The organism is Vulcanimicrobium alpinum (assembly GCF_027923555.1).
GTDB classification, from domain to species: domain Bacteria; phylum Vulcanimicrobiota; class Vulcanimicrobiia; order Vulcanimicrobiales; family Vulcanimicrobiaceae; genus Vulcanimicrobium; species Vulcanimicrobium alpinum.
In genome coordinates, this window is the sequence record NZ_AP025523.1 from 1,492,677 (window position 1) to 1,505,161 (window position 12,485).

At 70.7% G+C, this 12,485-nt stretch carries 16 protein-coding genes; 13 read left to right on the forward strand and 3 right to left on the reverse strand.

All coding sequences use genetic code 11. From position 1 onward, the window contains the following. Positions 1-4 precede the first annotated feature (4 nt). The 9 genes from WPS_RS07580 to moaA are packed head-to-tail and all read left to right on the forward strand — an operon-like array spanning position 5 to position 6,808. The gene (locus tag WPS_RS07580) at positions 5-250 is read left to right on the forward strand and encodes a MoaD/ThiS family protein (protein WP_317997215.1); all 246 of its coding nucleotides are present in this window, start codon (positions 5-7) and stop codon (positions 248-250) included. After that, positions 247-672 (forward strand): molybdenum cofactor biosynthesis protein MoaE, encoded by a 426-nt coding sequence (locus WPS_RS07585; RefSeq protein ID WP_317997216.1) that lies wholly within the window; start codon positions 247-249, stop codon positions 670-672. The genes WPS_RS07580 and WPS_RS07585 overlap by 4 nt, the downstream gene beginning before the upstream one ends. Then, positions 669-1,421: an alpha/beta hydrolase gene (locus WPS_RS07590; protein WP_317997217.1), complete on the forward strand. Its 753-nt coding sequence runs from the start codon at positions 669-671 to the stop codon at positions 1,419-1,421. The genes WPS_RS07585 and WPS_RS07590 overlap by 4 nt, the downstream gene beginning before the upstream one ends. A 20-nt stretch (positions 1,422-1,441) precedes the next feature. Then, positions 1,442-2,560, forward strand: a complete 1,119-nt coding sequence (gene moeB, locus WPS_RS07595; protein WP_317997218.1) for a molybdopterin-synthase adenylyltransferase MoeB — start codon at positions 1,442-1,444, stop codon at positions 2,558-2,560. A gap of 27 nt (positions 2,561-2,587) precedes the next feature. Continuing rightward, positions 2,588-3,115 carry a dTDP-4-dehydrorhamnose 3,5-epimerase gene (gene rfbC / locus WPS_RS07600; RefSeq protein WP_317997219.1) on the forward strand — a complete coding sequence of 176 codons (528 nt, stop codon included), beginning with the start codon at positions 2,588-2,590 and terminating at the stop codon, positions 3,113-3,115. After that, positions 3,112-3,960, forward strand: a complete 849-nt coding sequence (locus tag WPS_RS07605) for an aldo/keto reductase (protein WP_317997220.1) — start codon at positions 3,112-3,114, stop codon at positions 3,958-3,960. The genes rfbC and WPS_RS07605 overlap by 4 nt, the downstream gene beginning before the upstream one ends. A gap of 16 nt (positions 3,961-3,976) precedes the next feature. Then, positions 3,977-5,101: a tRNA epoxyqueuosine(34) reductase QueG gene (gene queG / locus WPS_RS07610; RefSeq protein ID WP_317997221.1), complete on the forward strand. Its 1,125-nt coding sequence runs from the start codon at positions 3,977-3,979 to the stop codon at positions 5,099-5,101. Continuing rightward, positions 5,101-5,736 carry a hypothetical protein gene (locus tag WPS_RS07615; protein WP_317997222.1) on the forward strand — a complete coding sequence of 212 codons (636 nt, stop codon included), beginning with the start codon at positions 5,101-5,103 and terminating at the stop codon, positions 5,734-5,736. Before queG ends, WPS_RS07615 begins: the two co-directional genes overlap by 1 nt. Before the next feature lie 58 nt (positions 5,737-5,794). Next, positions 5,795-6,808 (forward strand): GTP 3',8-cyclase MoaA, encoded by a 1,014-nt coding sequence (moaA, locus tag WPS_RS07620; protein ID WP_317997223.1) that lies wholly within the window; start codon positions 5,795-5,797, stop codon positions 6,806-6,808. Between the two features lie 3 nt (positions 6,809-6,811). Here the strand turns inward: moaA and WPS_RS07625 are convergent, their stop codons facing one another. After that, entirely contained in the window at positions 6,812-7,312 is a 501-nt protein-coding gene (locus tag WPS_RS07625; RefSeq protein ID WP_317997224.1) for a phosphate-starvation-inducible PsiE family protein, read from the reverse strand. Beyond that, positions 7,309-7,797: a GNAT family N-acetyltransferase gene (locus WPS_RS07630; protein WP_317997225.1), complete on the reverse strand. Its 489-nt coding sequence runs from the start codon at positions 7,795-7,797 to the stop codon at positions 7,309-7,311. The genes WPS_RS07625 and WPS_RS07630 overlap by 4 nt, the downstream gene beginning before the upstream one ends. A 95-nt stretch (positions 7,798-7,892) precedes the next feature. Between WPS_RS07630 and WPS_RS07635 the strand changes: the two genes are divergently transcribed. The 4 genes from WPS_RS07635 to WPS_RS07650 are packed head-to-tail and all read left to right on the forward strand — an operon-like array spanning position 7,893 to position 11,812. Next, positions 7,893-8,300 (forward strand): c-type cytochrome, encoded by a 408-nt coding sequence (locus WPS_RS07635; protein WP_317997226.1) that lies wholly within the window; start codon positions 7,893-7,895, stop codon positions 8,298-8,300. 55 nt (positions 8,301-8,355) lie between these two features. Further along, a complete protein-coding gene (locus WPS_RS07640) occupies positions 8,356-9,771 on the forward strand; it encodes a cryptochrome/photolyase family protein (protein ID WP_317997227.1) in 1,416 nt (471 codons plus the stop codon). Between the two features lie 17 nt (positions 9,772-9,788). Continuing rightward, the gene (locus WPS_RS07645; RefSeq protein ID WP_317997228.1) at positions 9,789-10,379 is read left to right on the forward strand and encodes a GNAT family N-acetyltransferase; all 591 of its coding nucleotides are present in this window, start codon (positions 9,789-9,791) and stop codon (positions 10,377-10,379) included. Continuing rightward, a complete protein-coding gene (locus WPS_RS07650) occupies positions 10,376-11,812 on the forward strand; it encodes an aminopeptidase P family protein (protein WP_317997229.1) in 1,437 nt (478 codons plus the stop codon). Before WPS_RS07645 ends, WPS_RS07650 begins: the two co-directional genes overlap by 4 nt. Before the next feature lie 9 nt (positions 11,813-11,821). Here WPS_RS07650 and WPS_RS07655 read toward each other — a convergent pair whose 3' ends face one another. Beyond that, entirely contained in the window at positions 11,822-12,337 is a 516-nt protein-coding gene (locus tag WPS_RS07655; protein ID WP_317997230.1) for a magnetosome magnetite crystal formation protein family, read from the reverse strand. Positions 12,338-12,485: the final 148 nt, after the last annotated feature.

The following is a 12,485-nucleotide window of genomic DNA, read 5'->3' on the forward strand; positions in this document are numbered from 1 at the left end:
CCCCGTGACCGTGCGCGTCCTCGCGTTCGCGCGGCTGCGCGAACTGCTCGGGTTCGGCGAACGGCGCGTCGGCATCGCCGAGCCGGCGACGATCGACGGGCTGTGGGATCTGCTCGCCGCGGCCTCCCCGCAACTCGCGCCCCTGCGCGCGTCGACGCGTTTCGCGCGCAACGGCGAGCTCGTCCCGAGCGCGACGGCGCTGCGCGACGGCGACGAGATCGCTCTGATGCCGCCGGTCGGCGGCGGATGACGATCGGACTCTCCGCCGCGCCGCTCGACGCCGCCGCACTGGTGCGCGCTCTGCGTGCCGACGCGCACGGCGCGGTCGTGACGTTTCTCGGGACGACGCGCGAGACGTCGCCCGGCGATCCGCGGCCGGTCGCCGCGCTCGAGTACGAAGCGTACGAGGCGATGGCGCTCGGCGAGATGGAGGCGATCGCGCACGAGACGAGCGAACGCTTCGGACCGCTCGCGCTGGGGATGCTGCATCGCACCGGCCGCGTCGAGCTCGGCGAACCGTCGGTGCTCGTCGTCGTCGCGGCACCGCACCGCGGCGCCGCGTTCGACGCCTGCCGGTACGCGATCGACGCGCTCAAAGCCCGCGTGCCGATCTGGAAGCGCGAGATCTACCGCGACGGCGAGACGGCCTGGATCGCGAACACCCCGTCATGAACGTCACCCTGCATCGCGTCGGCGACGGCATCGCGGTGCTCGAATACGAAGCGCGCCGCGCGCGCGACGTCGCGCTCGTCGTCGGCCACGGCTACTCGAGTTCGAAGCACAACCTCGACGGGATGTGCGCGTTTCTCGCCAGCCACGGCTTCGCCGTCTACTCGCTCGATTTTCCCGGTCATAAACTCGGGGCGAGCGGCGGACGCCTGCGCGGCGTCGACGATCTCGTCGGAGCGATGGCGGCCGCCGCCGAGTTCGCCCGATCGCGCGGTGCGCAGACGATCTATACCGTCGGGCACAGCATGGGCGCGACGACCGCGCTGGTCGCCGCCGGCGGCGATTCGCGCTTCGCCGGCGCGGTCGCGATCGCGACCGGCTACGGGCGCCCGACGGTGCTCGACGCGCTCGCGGCGCGCGGCGTCGTCGACCTGCGCGCCGCGTACGTCGACGGGCTCTCGCTGCCGGAACTCGCGAGCGCCTGGGAGCCGCTGCTCGACGACGCGCTGCTCGGACTCGCGGGGCGGCCGGTGCTCTTCGTCGCCGCCGACCGCGACGGGATGGTCTCGCGCGCATCGGTCGAGGAACTGCACCGCCGTGCGGGCGAGCCGAAGACGCTGGTGACGGTCTCGAGCGACCATACCTTCGCCGGCGACAACAGCCGCGCGGCGATCCTGCATTGGCTCGCGGCGATGCACCCGCGGCGCGCCGCCGCCGCCGCCGCAACCCCGCTCGTCGACGCGCCGCTCTAACGACTCACCGTGGTGCACCGATGACGACGCTCGCCGGAAGCGCGGCGCTGCGCCGCTACAGCCGCCATCTGCTGATCCCCGAAGTCGGTCTCGCCGGACAGGAGAAGCTCTCTCGCGCGCGGGTGCTCGTGATCGGAGCGGGCGGGCTGGGTTCGCCGGTCCTCGCGTATCTCGCCGCTGCCGGGATCGGCCGGCTGATCGTGCTCGACGACGACGCCGTCGACGAGACGAACCTGCAGCGCCAGATCCTCTATGACACCGCCGACGTCGGCGCTCCGAAAGCGCATCGCGCCGCCGAACGGCTGCGCGCGCTCAATCCGCAGATCGCGATCGACGCGCTCGCTACCCGCTTCGAAGCGGGGAACGCACGCGAACTCGTGCGTCTCGCCGACGTCGTCGTCGACGGCAGCGACACGTTCGCGACACGCTATCTCGTCAACGACGCGTGCGTGCTGGAGCGGAAGCCCGACGTGCACGGCGCGATCTTCCGTTTTGACGGCCAGCTCTCGATCTTCGGCGCTCCCGGAGGCCCGTGTTATCGCTGCGTCTATCCGGAAGCGCCGCCCGAGCATCTCGTGCCGTCGTGCGCCGAAGGCGGCGTGCTCGGCGTGCTCGCCGGGATCGTCGGTTCGTTTCAAGCCTCGGAAGCATTGAAACTCGTGCTGGGGATCGGCACGCCGCTTGTCGGCCGCCTGCTGCTCGTCGACGCGCTCGACGCGCGCGTGCGCGAGGTGCGCATCGCACGCGATCCGGCGTGTCCGCTGTGCGGCGACGCGCCGTCGATCCGCGACGTCGGCACGGTCCCCGAGCGGGCCGCTGCGGAGCGCACCGTCGCCGACGCCGATCTCGACGCGTACGACGCGCTCGTCGCCGACGGCGCGATCCTGCTCGACGTGCGCGAGGCGCACGAGCGCGCGCTCGGCGAGGTCCCGGGCGCCGTCGCGATCCCCGCGACCGCGCTCGAAGCGCGCCTGCACGAACTCGACACGGCGCGCACGTACGTCGTCGCCTGCCGGGTGGGCGCGAAGTCGGCGTGGGCGGCCGAGCGCCTCAAGGAGGCCGGGTTCGGCAAGGTCTATCATCTGCGCGATGGACTCTTGGCGCTGGCCGCGCGCGACGCGGCGTTCGATCTCTTCTGACCCGCGCGCGGCGAGCGCCGATCGCCCGTGATTCAAGCGCTGCCGACGAAGTTCGCCGAGGCGCGGGTCTTCGTCCCCGACGTGTTCGAAGACGACCGCGGCTTCTTCAAAGAGACGTGGTCGGATCCGAAATACGCGGAGGCCGGACTCGATCTGCGCTTCGCGCAGGACTCGTGCTCGTGGTCGACGCGCAACGTGATCCGCGGGCTGCACTACGACTTCCGCATGGCGAAGCTCGTGCAATGCCTCAAGGGGCGGATCTGGGATGCAATCGTCGACCTGCGCCGCAACTCGCCGACGTATCTGCAGTGGCAAGGCTTTCTGCTGACCGATCGCAACCACAAGCAGCTCTTCGTTCCGGCCGGATTCGGCCACGGCTTCCTCGCGCTCGACGACGAGGTGGTCGTCCATTACAAGAACAGCGTGCCGTACGATCCGGCGAACGAGGGTGCGGTGTGGTGGCGCAACGCGAAGATCGGCGTGGAGTGGCCGCTGGTCGGCGAGCCGCGCCTCTCGGCGAAAGACGCTGCGGTTCCCGAAGAGTTTCTGCCGTGATCGAGCGCCCGTTCGGCCCGCTCGAACGCACCGTGCCGATCGTCGGACAAGGGACGTGGAACACGCCGACGCGCGGCGACCGCGCCGACGAGGCGAAACGCGCGCTGCGCCGCGGCGTCGAGCTCGGGATGGTGCACATCGACACGGCCGAGATGTACGGCGACGGCGCGTCGGAGCGGCTGATCGGCGAAGCGATCCGCGGGCTGCCGCGCGAGCAGCTCTTCCTGGTGAGCAAAGTCCTGCCGTCGAACGCGTCGTACGAGGGGACCTTGCGCGCGTGCGATGCCTCGCTCAAGCGGCTGGGGACGGACTATCTCGACTGCTACCTCCTGCATTGGCGCGGCGGCGTTCCGCTCGGTGAAACGATGCGCGCGCTCGAACGGCTCGTCCACGACGGGAAGATCCGATCGCTGGGCGTCAGCAATTTCGACGTCGACGATCTGCAGGAAGCGCGCACTGCGCTCGAGCGCGATCCGATCGCCTGCAATCAGGTGCTCTACCATCTTGGCGAGCGGACGATCGAGGCGCACGAGATCCCGTACTGCCGCGAGCATCAGATCGCCGTCGTTGCGTACACGCCGTTCGGCCGCGGCGATTGGACCGACCGCGCCGGCGTGCAGACGCTCGAGCGCATCGCGCGCGCGCACGGCGCGACGACGCGCCAAGTGATCCTGGCGTTTTTGACGCGGGCGGACGGCATCTTCGCGATCCCCAAAGCGTCGACGGTCGCGCACGTCGAGGAGAACGCCGGCGCCGGCGACGTGCAGTTGGACGACGAGGAGATCCGCGCGATCGACGGCGCGTTTCCCGCGAGGCGGCGGCGTGGGGGATTGCCGAGTCTCTGAGCCGTCGGCGCCGGCGGTGAAAGCGCTCGCGCGCGCCCGCGGTGCGGCGGCGGTGCGCATCGCGAGCGCGCAGCCCGACGCGCTCACGCGCGAACGGATGCGGGCCGCGTTCGCGCGCGGCGATCTGGCGACGTGGCCGTACGGCGAGGCCTACGCGGCGGCGGCGAGCGATCCGGCGACGCTGCTCCCCGGCGCGCGCAGCGTCGTCTGCATCGCGATCCCGTACGCCACGCCGGTGCCGCGCGAACGCCGCGGCTACGGACGCGTCTCCGCGTACGCGTGGTCGGCCGACTATCATCGCGCGATGCGCGCGCAGCTCGCGGCGATCGCCGCGGAGATCGACGCGCTCGCCGGCGGGGCCGTGACGCGCGTCGTCTGCGACACCGCGCCGCTTGCGGAACGCGCCTTCGCCGCGCGCGCGGGGCTGGGCTGGATCGGGAAGCACACGAGCCTGATCGTGAAAGGTTTGGGGTCGGCGGTGTTCCTCGGCGAGATCGTGACGACGCTCGCGCTCGACGCCGACGCGCCGCTGCGCACCTCGTGCGGGTCGTGCACCCGCTGCATCAGCGCGTGTCCGACCAGTGCGCTGCGCAGTGACGGCACGATCGACGCGACCCGCTGCATCAGCGATCTCACCCAGCGGCGCGACGCGATCCCTACCGCGCTGCGGCCCTTCGTCGGGACCTGGGTGTGGGGCTGCGATCTGTGCAACGACGCGTGCCCGCCTTCGCAGCGCGCCGGCCGCGCCGGCGACGCGCGGTTCTCGCCGCTGGAGGCGCAGACGGCGGCGCCGCCGCTGGGCGCCCTGCTCGCTCTGCGCGACGCCGCGTTCCGGCGCTGGCGCCGCACCGCGATGGGCTGGCGCGGCGCGGCGGTCCTGCGCCGCAACGCAGCCGTCGCGATGGGCAACGCGCTCGATCGCGCCGACGTGCCGGCGCTCGCCGAGGCGCTCCGCGACGATGCGAGCGCGCTGGTGCGCGGCCATGCGGCCTGGGCGCTCGGCCGGATCGCTTCGCCGCGAGCGCTCGACGCGCTGCGCGCGGCGCAAGCGGGCGAGCGCGATCCGGACGTGATCGAGGAGATTCTCGCGGCGTTGGAACCCTGGCGGACCGCGGCGGCGTTGCACCACCGAACGCCATGATGAACCGTCGATCCTTCGCTTTGCTCGCCTCCGCCGCGCTCGCCGTCGTCGCCCTGCCGTCCGCTCCGGCGCGCGCGCAGAACAGCGATTTGTACGCCCGCATGCAGCGCGTCAACAGCGATCTGCAGACCTATCAGGCCGACGTCACGGTCGCGATCAAGCTTAACACGTTTCCGTATCTGAGCCCGACCCTCAACGGCAAAGCGTACTACAAGCGGCCCGACAAGAACGCGGTCCAGTTCGAAACCGTCCCCGCGCTCGCCGGCCAGCTCAAGAAGGTCGTCGGGCAGCTGGAGCCGCCCTCGGACTGGAACACGCTCTACGACGTCACGCCGAACGGCGACGACGGGAAGATCGCGACCTTTAAACTCGTGCGCAAAAAGAACGGCCGCATCGATCACGTCGACGTGAAAGTCGACGACAAGACCGCCACCGTCTCCGAGATGACCTACGTCTACAAGGACGGCGGCTCGATCCGGTTCACCAACACCTACGACCAGATCGGCGGCAATTTCGTCCTCAAGTCGCAGACCGGGAAGGTCGACGTCCCGCACTACAACGCCGACGTGAGTTCGACGTTCGCGAACTACAAGCTCAACGTCCCCGTCGACGACAAGGTCTTCGCCGAGAGCTGAGGCCGCGGAGCGCCGCCCGACGCGGAACCCTCCGGCACCGGGGCGAATCCCAGCCGATGTGATCGACCTCATCGCGGCCCGCGCGGAAGCCCTCGTCGACGCCTTTCGCCGGCCGATCACGTATCTGCGCGTCTCGGTCACCGATCGCTGCAACCTGCGCTGCGTCTACTGCATGCCCGAAGCGGGGTTGCCGTGGATCCCCAAGCCCGAGATCCTCGACTACGAGGAGATCGCGGCGATCATCCGGGCGGCGGCGAGCATCGGCGTGCGTAGCATCCGCCTGACCGGCGGCGAGCCGCTGATCCGGTGCGATCTCGAACGGCTCGTCGCACTGATCGCCGCGATCCCGGGGATCGACGACATCGCGCTCTCCACCAACGGGCTGCTCCTCGCCGACCAGGCGGCCGCGCTGCGCGCCGCCGGACTGCGCCGCGTCAACGTCTCGCTCGACACGCTCCATGACGATCGCTTCACCGCGATCGCGCGCCGGCCCGGGCTGAGCCGCGTCCTGGCGGGGATCGACGCCGCGCTCGCCGAGGGCCTCGGTCCGGTGAAGCTCAACTGCGTGCTGATGCGCGGCGTCAACGACGACGAACTCGAAGCGTTCGCGGAGATGACGCGCACGCGCGCGGTGCACGTCCGCTTCATCGAGGTGATGCCGGTGCACGACAACGTCGCGCTGCAGCGCGACGCCTGGATCTCCTCCGACGAGGTGCTCGAACGGCTCGGGGCGCTCGGCGCACTGCACGCCGTACCGAACCCGCATGGGAACGGGCCGGCGCGCACCTTCGCCTACGACGGCGTGCCGGGGACCGTCGGCGTCATCTCGCCGCTCGCGCACGACTACTGCGAGACCTGCAACCGCGTCCGCCTCTCCGCCGACGGCCGGCTCAAGCTGTGCCTGTTCGGCGATCACCTGATCGACTTGCGCACGCCGCTGCGCGCGGGCGGCGGCGAAGCGGCGATCGTCGCGCTGCTGCGCGCCGCGATGCACGTCAAACCCGAGCGGCACCATCTCGCGCTCGGCGAAACGGCGAGCGCGATGCGCGCGTTTAGCGAGATCGGCGGCTGAGCGCTACTCGTCCTGGACGAAGATGTCCAGCGAGCGGTCGCGGGGGCGGCCGCGCATCACCACGATGCTCACCACGAACGCCAGCGCGACGCCGGTGAGGACGCCGAGTTCGAGCAGCGCAGGCGACGACGACACGGCCGGGTTCTGTGACCCCTGCGCGTGGCCGACGGTGATCACGAGGATACGCCGGATCACCGCGATGAGCCCGACGATCAGGAACGGTTCGGCGATGAGCACGGCGCCCTTGAGCGAGAGCACGACGGTGTAGGCGAGTTCGACGACCATCAGCGTGAGCAGGATGAGATCGAGAAAGACCGTCGTCTCGTCGATGATGTCGCCCGTGCCGAACATCGGCAGCAGGTGCGCCCCGGCGTGGAGCAGCAGCGCGATCGCCGCGACGAACAGGATCACTCCGATCACCGCGAACACCACCCGTTCGGTCCAGCCCAGGACGCGGATCGCCTGTTGTTCGGCGGGAAGCCGTTTGGGACGCGTGACGCTCATTCGATCGACTTTCGGAAGAACGCCAGCATCCGGCCGGCCTCGGGCATGATGCGAAACTCCTCGAAGCCCCATGACTTCGCTTGCGCGATCCCGCGGTTGTCGCCCATGTGCAGCAGGAACGTCAGCGTCTTCACGCCGCGCTTGCGGGCGAGATTCTGCACGTCGGTGATGAGCTGCGTCGCGACGCCGTGCGGTGCGTCCGAGCGCGTCCGCAGCGCCTCGACCATCGCGACGTCGATTCCGTTCGCCGCCTCGCGATCGCTGTAGCCCTTGGGAAAGCTGAAGACGAGTTGCACTGTCCCGAGCAATCCGGATGCGTCCTCGGCGACGAGGACGAGGCGCCGCCCCGCCTGCTGTTCGCTCAGCCCCTTCTGAACGCGCGCTGGCCAGGGGTCGCCGCCGGGCGTGCTCCCGTCGACGACGCCGTCCGACACGAGCCGCTCGGCGTCGCTCGGTAACGCGTAGCGGATAAAGACCCGGCTCACGGCGCTTCGATTACGGAACCAGGAGAGCGTTCTCCCGTCGCCGCGTGAGGATGCCCTCCCTAGGTACGCTCGGGTCTGCACGCAAAAGGAGACCCATGCAGTTGAAATCGTTCACCGTCCTCGCCTCTGTCGCGATGTGTTCGTTCCTTGCCGTCGGATGCTCGAAGGGCAGCGATCAGTCGTCGCAGTCGACGACCACCACGACCACGTCGACGACCGCGCCCGCCTCGCAGTCGGGGAGCAACGCGTCGAGCGCGTCGGCGGCGACGGGTGACGCGGGCCACGGCAAGACGATCTTCACGGCGAACTGCGCGCAGTGTCACGGTGCGAGCGGAATCGAGGGCGGCGTCGGACCGTCGCTCAAAGACGAGAAGAGCCGCAAGAACTACGAGCAGGCCGTTGCGTGGATCAAGAACCCGAAGCCGCCGATGCCGAAGCTCTATCCGTCGCCGCTGAGCGAGAAGGACGTCGACGACGTCGCCGCTTACGTCGAGAGCCTGTAACCGGCCGAGGACCGCGGCAGCGCGGTAGTGAACGCGGCCCGGCGTGGCGCGGGCGGTGTTCGCATTTACGAGGGACCTGCGGCTGAACGATCACGCGGGGCTCGCCGCGGCGGCGCGTCACGGCGTCGTCGTCCCCGTTCACGTGATCGATCCGGTGAGCGCCGCGCGTTTGCGCCGCTCGCCGCGGCGCGCCGCGTACTACTGCGCAGCGATCCGCGCGCTCGACGCGTCGCTGCGCGCTCGGGGGAGCGCGCTCATCGTGCGGCGCGGCAACGCGGGACCCGTGCTGCGTGCGCTCGCGCGCGCGCTCGGCGCCGGCGTCGTCGCCTGGAGCTGCGGCTACGACGCGAAGACGATCCGGCGCGACCGCGACCTGCAGTCGACGCTCGAGGAGGCGGGGCTGCGCGCGCTGCCGATGCACGACGGGCCGGCGATCCCGCCCGAAGACGCGGCGGCTGCGCATTCGCGCGGTGACGGCTATCGTGCGTTCGTCCCGTATCACGCGCGCTGGCGCACCCTGCTCCCGCCGCAGGACGCCGGCAGCGCGTCGTTCGCCGCCGTCGAGATCGCGAGCGAAGCGCTCCCGATCCCCGAAGAGTTCGGCTCGCAGGCGCCGCTGCCCGGCGACGCCGGCGAAGACGCGGCGCGCGCGAAACTGCGCACGTTTCTGCAGTCCGCCGTCCTGCAGTACGGCGTCGCGCGCAACGTCCCCGCGGCGCGTGAAACGTCGCGGCTCTCAGCCGAACTCTCGTTCGGGACGATCGCGGCGCGCGAGGTCGTGCGCTCCGCGTGCGAGCGCGCCGCCGATCCGTTTCTGCTCGCGGAGGAGCGCGCCTCGCTGCGTCTGTACCTGCGCGCGCTCGCGGAGCGAGATTTCTTTCTGCAGCTCGCGTGGTACAACGAGTCGCTCGCGGAGGAACCGCTGCAGCCGAAGATGCGGCGCTTCGCGTTCGCGCGGACGCATCCGCATCTGGATGCGTGGCGCAGCGGGCGCACCGGGTTCGCGCTCGTCGACGCCGGCATCCGCGAACTGCGCGCGACCGGTTGGATGCACCCGCGCGTGCGCGCGATCGCGGCGGCGTTTTTGTGCTTCGATCTGGGCGTCGACTGGCGGATCGGCCGCGACGAGTGGGACGTGTACCTCGTCGAAGACGATCCCGCGCTCGCCGCCGGAAACTGGCAGTGGATCGCGGGCGTCGGCGCCGATCTGGCCGCCTATCCGCGCATCTACAATCCAGTGAAGCAGGCGCGCCGCTTCGATCCCGCCGCCGAGTACATCCGCACGTGGATCCCCGAACTCGCCGGCCAGCCCGACGTCGCGATCCTCGATCCGGGCCTCGGCGGCCGCGAACAGCAATTGCCGCTGCCGCTGTTCGGGACGCGTTCGTATCCGCCGCCGGTGCTCGACCACGAAACCGCGGCCCGCGCGTTCCTCGAGCGCTACGCGCGCGAAGTGCGCACGCCCGCCTGACCCCGCGCGCTGCGCCGATGAGCACGCTCGCCGTGATCTTTCCGGTGTTGCGCACGACGCGGCTGCGGCTGGAACCGGTTCGCCCGGAGCATGCCGACCTGATGTTCGAGGGCTTGCAGGATCCGTCGCTGTACCGCTACCAGAACGATCCGATCCCGGCGACGCGCGCGGCATTGCGCGAGCGGTACGCGCGGCTCGCCTCCGGGCGCGCGCCGGGGCCGGGCGGCGCGCTCTGGCTCAACTGGATCTCGATCGACGCGGACGGCGCCGCGACGGGCTATGTGCAGGCGACCGTCGATGCGGCCTTCGCGCACGCCGAGATCGGCTACGTGATCCTCGCGGCGCAGCAGCGCCGCGGTTACGCGCGCGAAGGGGTCGGCGCGCTCGTCGCGCAGCTCTTCGCGTGCGGGGCCGGCGTCGTGCGCGCGACCGTCGACCGGCGGAACGTGGCCTCGCAGCGCGTGCTGGCGCGCTTGGGATTCACGCGCGTCCGGTCGCGCCGTTCCGACGACGTCATCGGCGGGATGCGCGGGATCGACGACGACTACGAACGCATCGCTCCCGCGCGCCGAGGCGGCGGCGCCGCCGTGCCGAAGACCATCGCATGAGCGAGGAGCAAGCGCGCGCGGCGCACGACGTCGGCACCCCCGAGAACCTGCTGAAGTTCATGACGTCGGGCTGGGCGCTGCCGCCCGCGACGCGGGCGCCGAAGGTGGAGGGGATCGAGCGCTTCGCCGCCCGCCGGGACGCACTCTCGGCGGCGTTTCCCGGCGAGACGCTGATCGTTCCGACCGGGCGCGAGAAGACCCGCGCGAACGACACCGCGTATCGCTTCCGCCCCGGGACCGATTTCTATTACCTCACCGGCAACACCGAACCGGACAACGTGCTGGTGCTCGTTCCGCGCGGCGGGACGCACGACGCGCTGCTCTACTGCGAGCCCAATCCCGGCAAGACCGACGCGACGTTCTTCACCGATCGGGTGAAGGGCGAACTCTGGGTCGGCCCGCGCTTGGGCCTGCCGCAGACGGAGCAGCGGTTCGGCATCGCGGCCAAGCCGCTCGCCGAACTCGCCGGCGATCTCGCGGACGTGCCGGCTCAGCAGCGCCGGAGCCTGCGCGGGATCGATCCGGAACTCGACGCGACGCTCGCCGTCGACGGCGACGGCGAACGCGACGGCGCCTTCGCGACGTTCCTCTCGGAGCTCCGGCTGATCAAGGACGATCTCGAAGTGCGCGAACTGCGCCGCGCGATCGCGGCGACGCAGCGCGGCTTCGACGACGTCGTGCGCGCCCTGCCCTCCGCGAAGACGGAACGCTACGTCGAGGGCGTGTTCAACTTCCGCGCGCGCGTCGACGGGAACGACGTCGGATACAACACGATCGCGGCGAGCGGCGCCAACGCGTGCACGCTGCACTGGACGCGCAACGACCGCACGATCGGCGACGACGAGCTGCTCCTGCTCGATGCCGGCGTCGAAGCGGAAACGCTCTACACCGCCGACATCACGCGCACGGTTCCGATCGGCGGCCGCTTCACCCCCGAACAGCGCACGATCTATCAGCTGGTGTACGACGCGCAGCAGGCGGCGTTCGCGAAGTGTGCGCCGGGCAACGACTTCCTCGAACCGAATCGCGCGGCGATGCACGTCCTCGCGCACGGCCTCGAGCGGCTCGGGATCCTGCCGTCGGCCGAGGATGCGCTGCGCGACGAGAACCTGTTCTACAAGCGATACTCGCTGCACAACGTCAGCCACATGCTCGGCCTGGACGTCCACGATTGCGCGGCGGCGCGCGCCGAGACGTACAAGTTCGGCGCGCTGCGCGCGGGGATGGTGCTGACCGTCGAACCGGGGCTTTACTTCCAGCCCGACGACCTGACCGTTCCGGCGAAGTATCGCGGGATCGGCGTGCGCATCGAGGACGACGTGCTCATCACCGAATCCGGCGTCGACATTCTCTCCGCAGCGATCCCGAGCGCGCCGGACGCCGTCGAGGCGTGGGTGCAGTCGGCCCGCGAGTCGGCGGCGTCCTCGCGCTGAGGCGCTCGCCTACTGGACGGCCTGACGTGACTCGGGGAGCCGGGCGTCGACCCAGTCGCCGACGATCGGCACGTTGACGTCCTCACCGTTCCACACCCGGAAACCGTAGACGATGCTGGCGACGATCCAGACCGGTACGATGAACGGGAGCAGCGGCCAGGCGCTCGCCCCGAGGATCGGCAGCGAGGCGATCCCCCCGAGAACGGCGCCGAAGCCCCACATCCCGAAGTTGAAGCCGAGCGCCTGCCAGGCCTGACGGCGCACGAAGTACGAGCCCTTCGAATCGAGGAGCGCGAGGAGCGCGAGCGGCCAGAACGGGTAGCTCAGCGCGACCAAGGCGCGGGTTTCGGGGCGCACCGCCAGACCGGTCCCGGTCTGGACCGTGACGCGCGGGGGCGCGGCCTGCGCCTGCTGGTAGGGCGGCGGCTGCGGCGGCGGCGGAGCTTGCCACGCACCCTGCGACGGCCCGACGCCGCCGTTGATCATGTTGGCCTGACGCGCCGACTCGATCTTCGCCGCGAGCACGCAGCTCGGGCAGGCGCCGTCGGCGGCGCGGCACGTCGCGCAGATGGGCTTGCGGCATCCGGTACAGACGGATACTGACGGAACGGCATGATGGAAGAAGCAATCCATGACCCAGACAACGACCTCGCGGTCAGCAACCTTACGCCGA

Bases quoted from the DNA above. Each gene is read 5' to 3' on its own strand.
- WPS_RS07635 (WP_317997226.1), top strand. From the start codon at position 7,893: ATGCAGTTGAAATCGTTCACCGTCCTCGCCTCTGTCGCGATGTGTTCG.
- moeB (WP_317997218.1), top strand. From the start codon at position 1,442: ATGACGACGCTCGCCGGAAGCGCGGCGCTGCGCCGCTACAGCCGCCAT.
- WPS_RS07585 (WP_317997216.1), top strand. From the start codon at position 247: ATGACGATCGGACTCTCCGCCGCGCCGCTCGACGCCGCCGCACTGGTG.
- WPS_RS07650 (WP_317997229.1), top strand. From the start codon at position 10,376: ATGAGCGAGGAGCAAGCGCGCGCGGCGCACGACGTCGGCACCCCCGAG.
- WPS_RS07615 (WP_317997222.1), top strand. From the start codon at position 5,101: ATGAACCGTCGATCCTTCGCTTTGCTCGCCTCCGCCGCGCTCGCCGTC.
- WPS_RS07645 (WP_317997228.1), top strand. From the start codon at position 9,789: ATGAGCACGCTCGCCGTGATCTTTCCGGTGTTGCGCACGACGCGGCTG.
- WPS_RS07625 (WP_317997224.1), bottom strand. From the start codon at position 7,312: ATGAGCGTCACGCGTCCCAAACGGCTTCCCGCCGAACAACAGGCGATC.
- WPS_RS07590 (WP_317997217.1), top strand. From the start codon at position 669: ATGAACGTCACCCTGCATCGCGTCGGCGACGGCATCGCGGTGCTCGAA.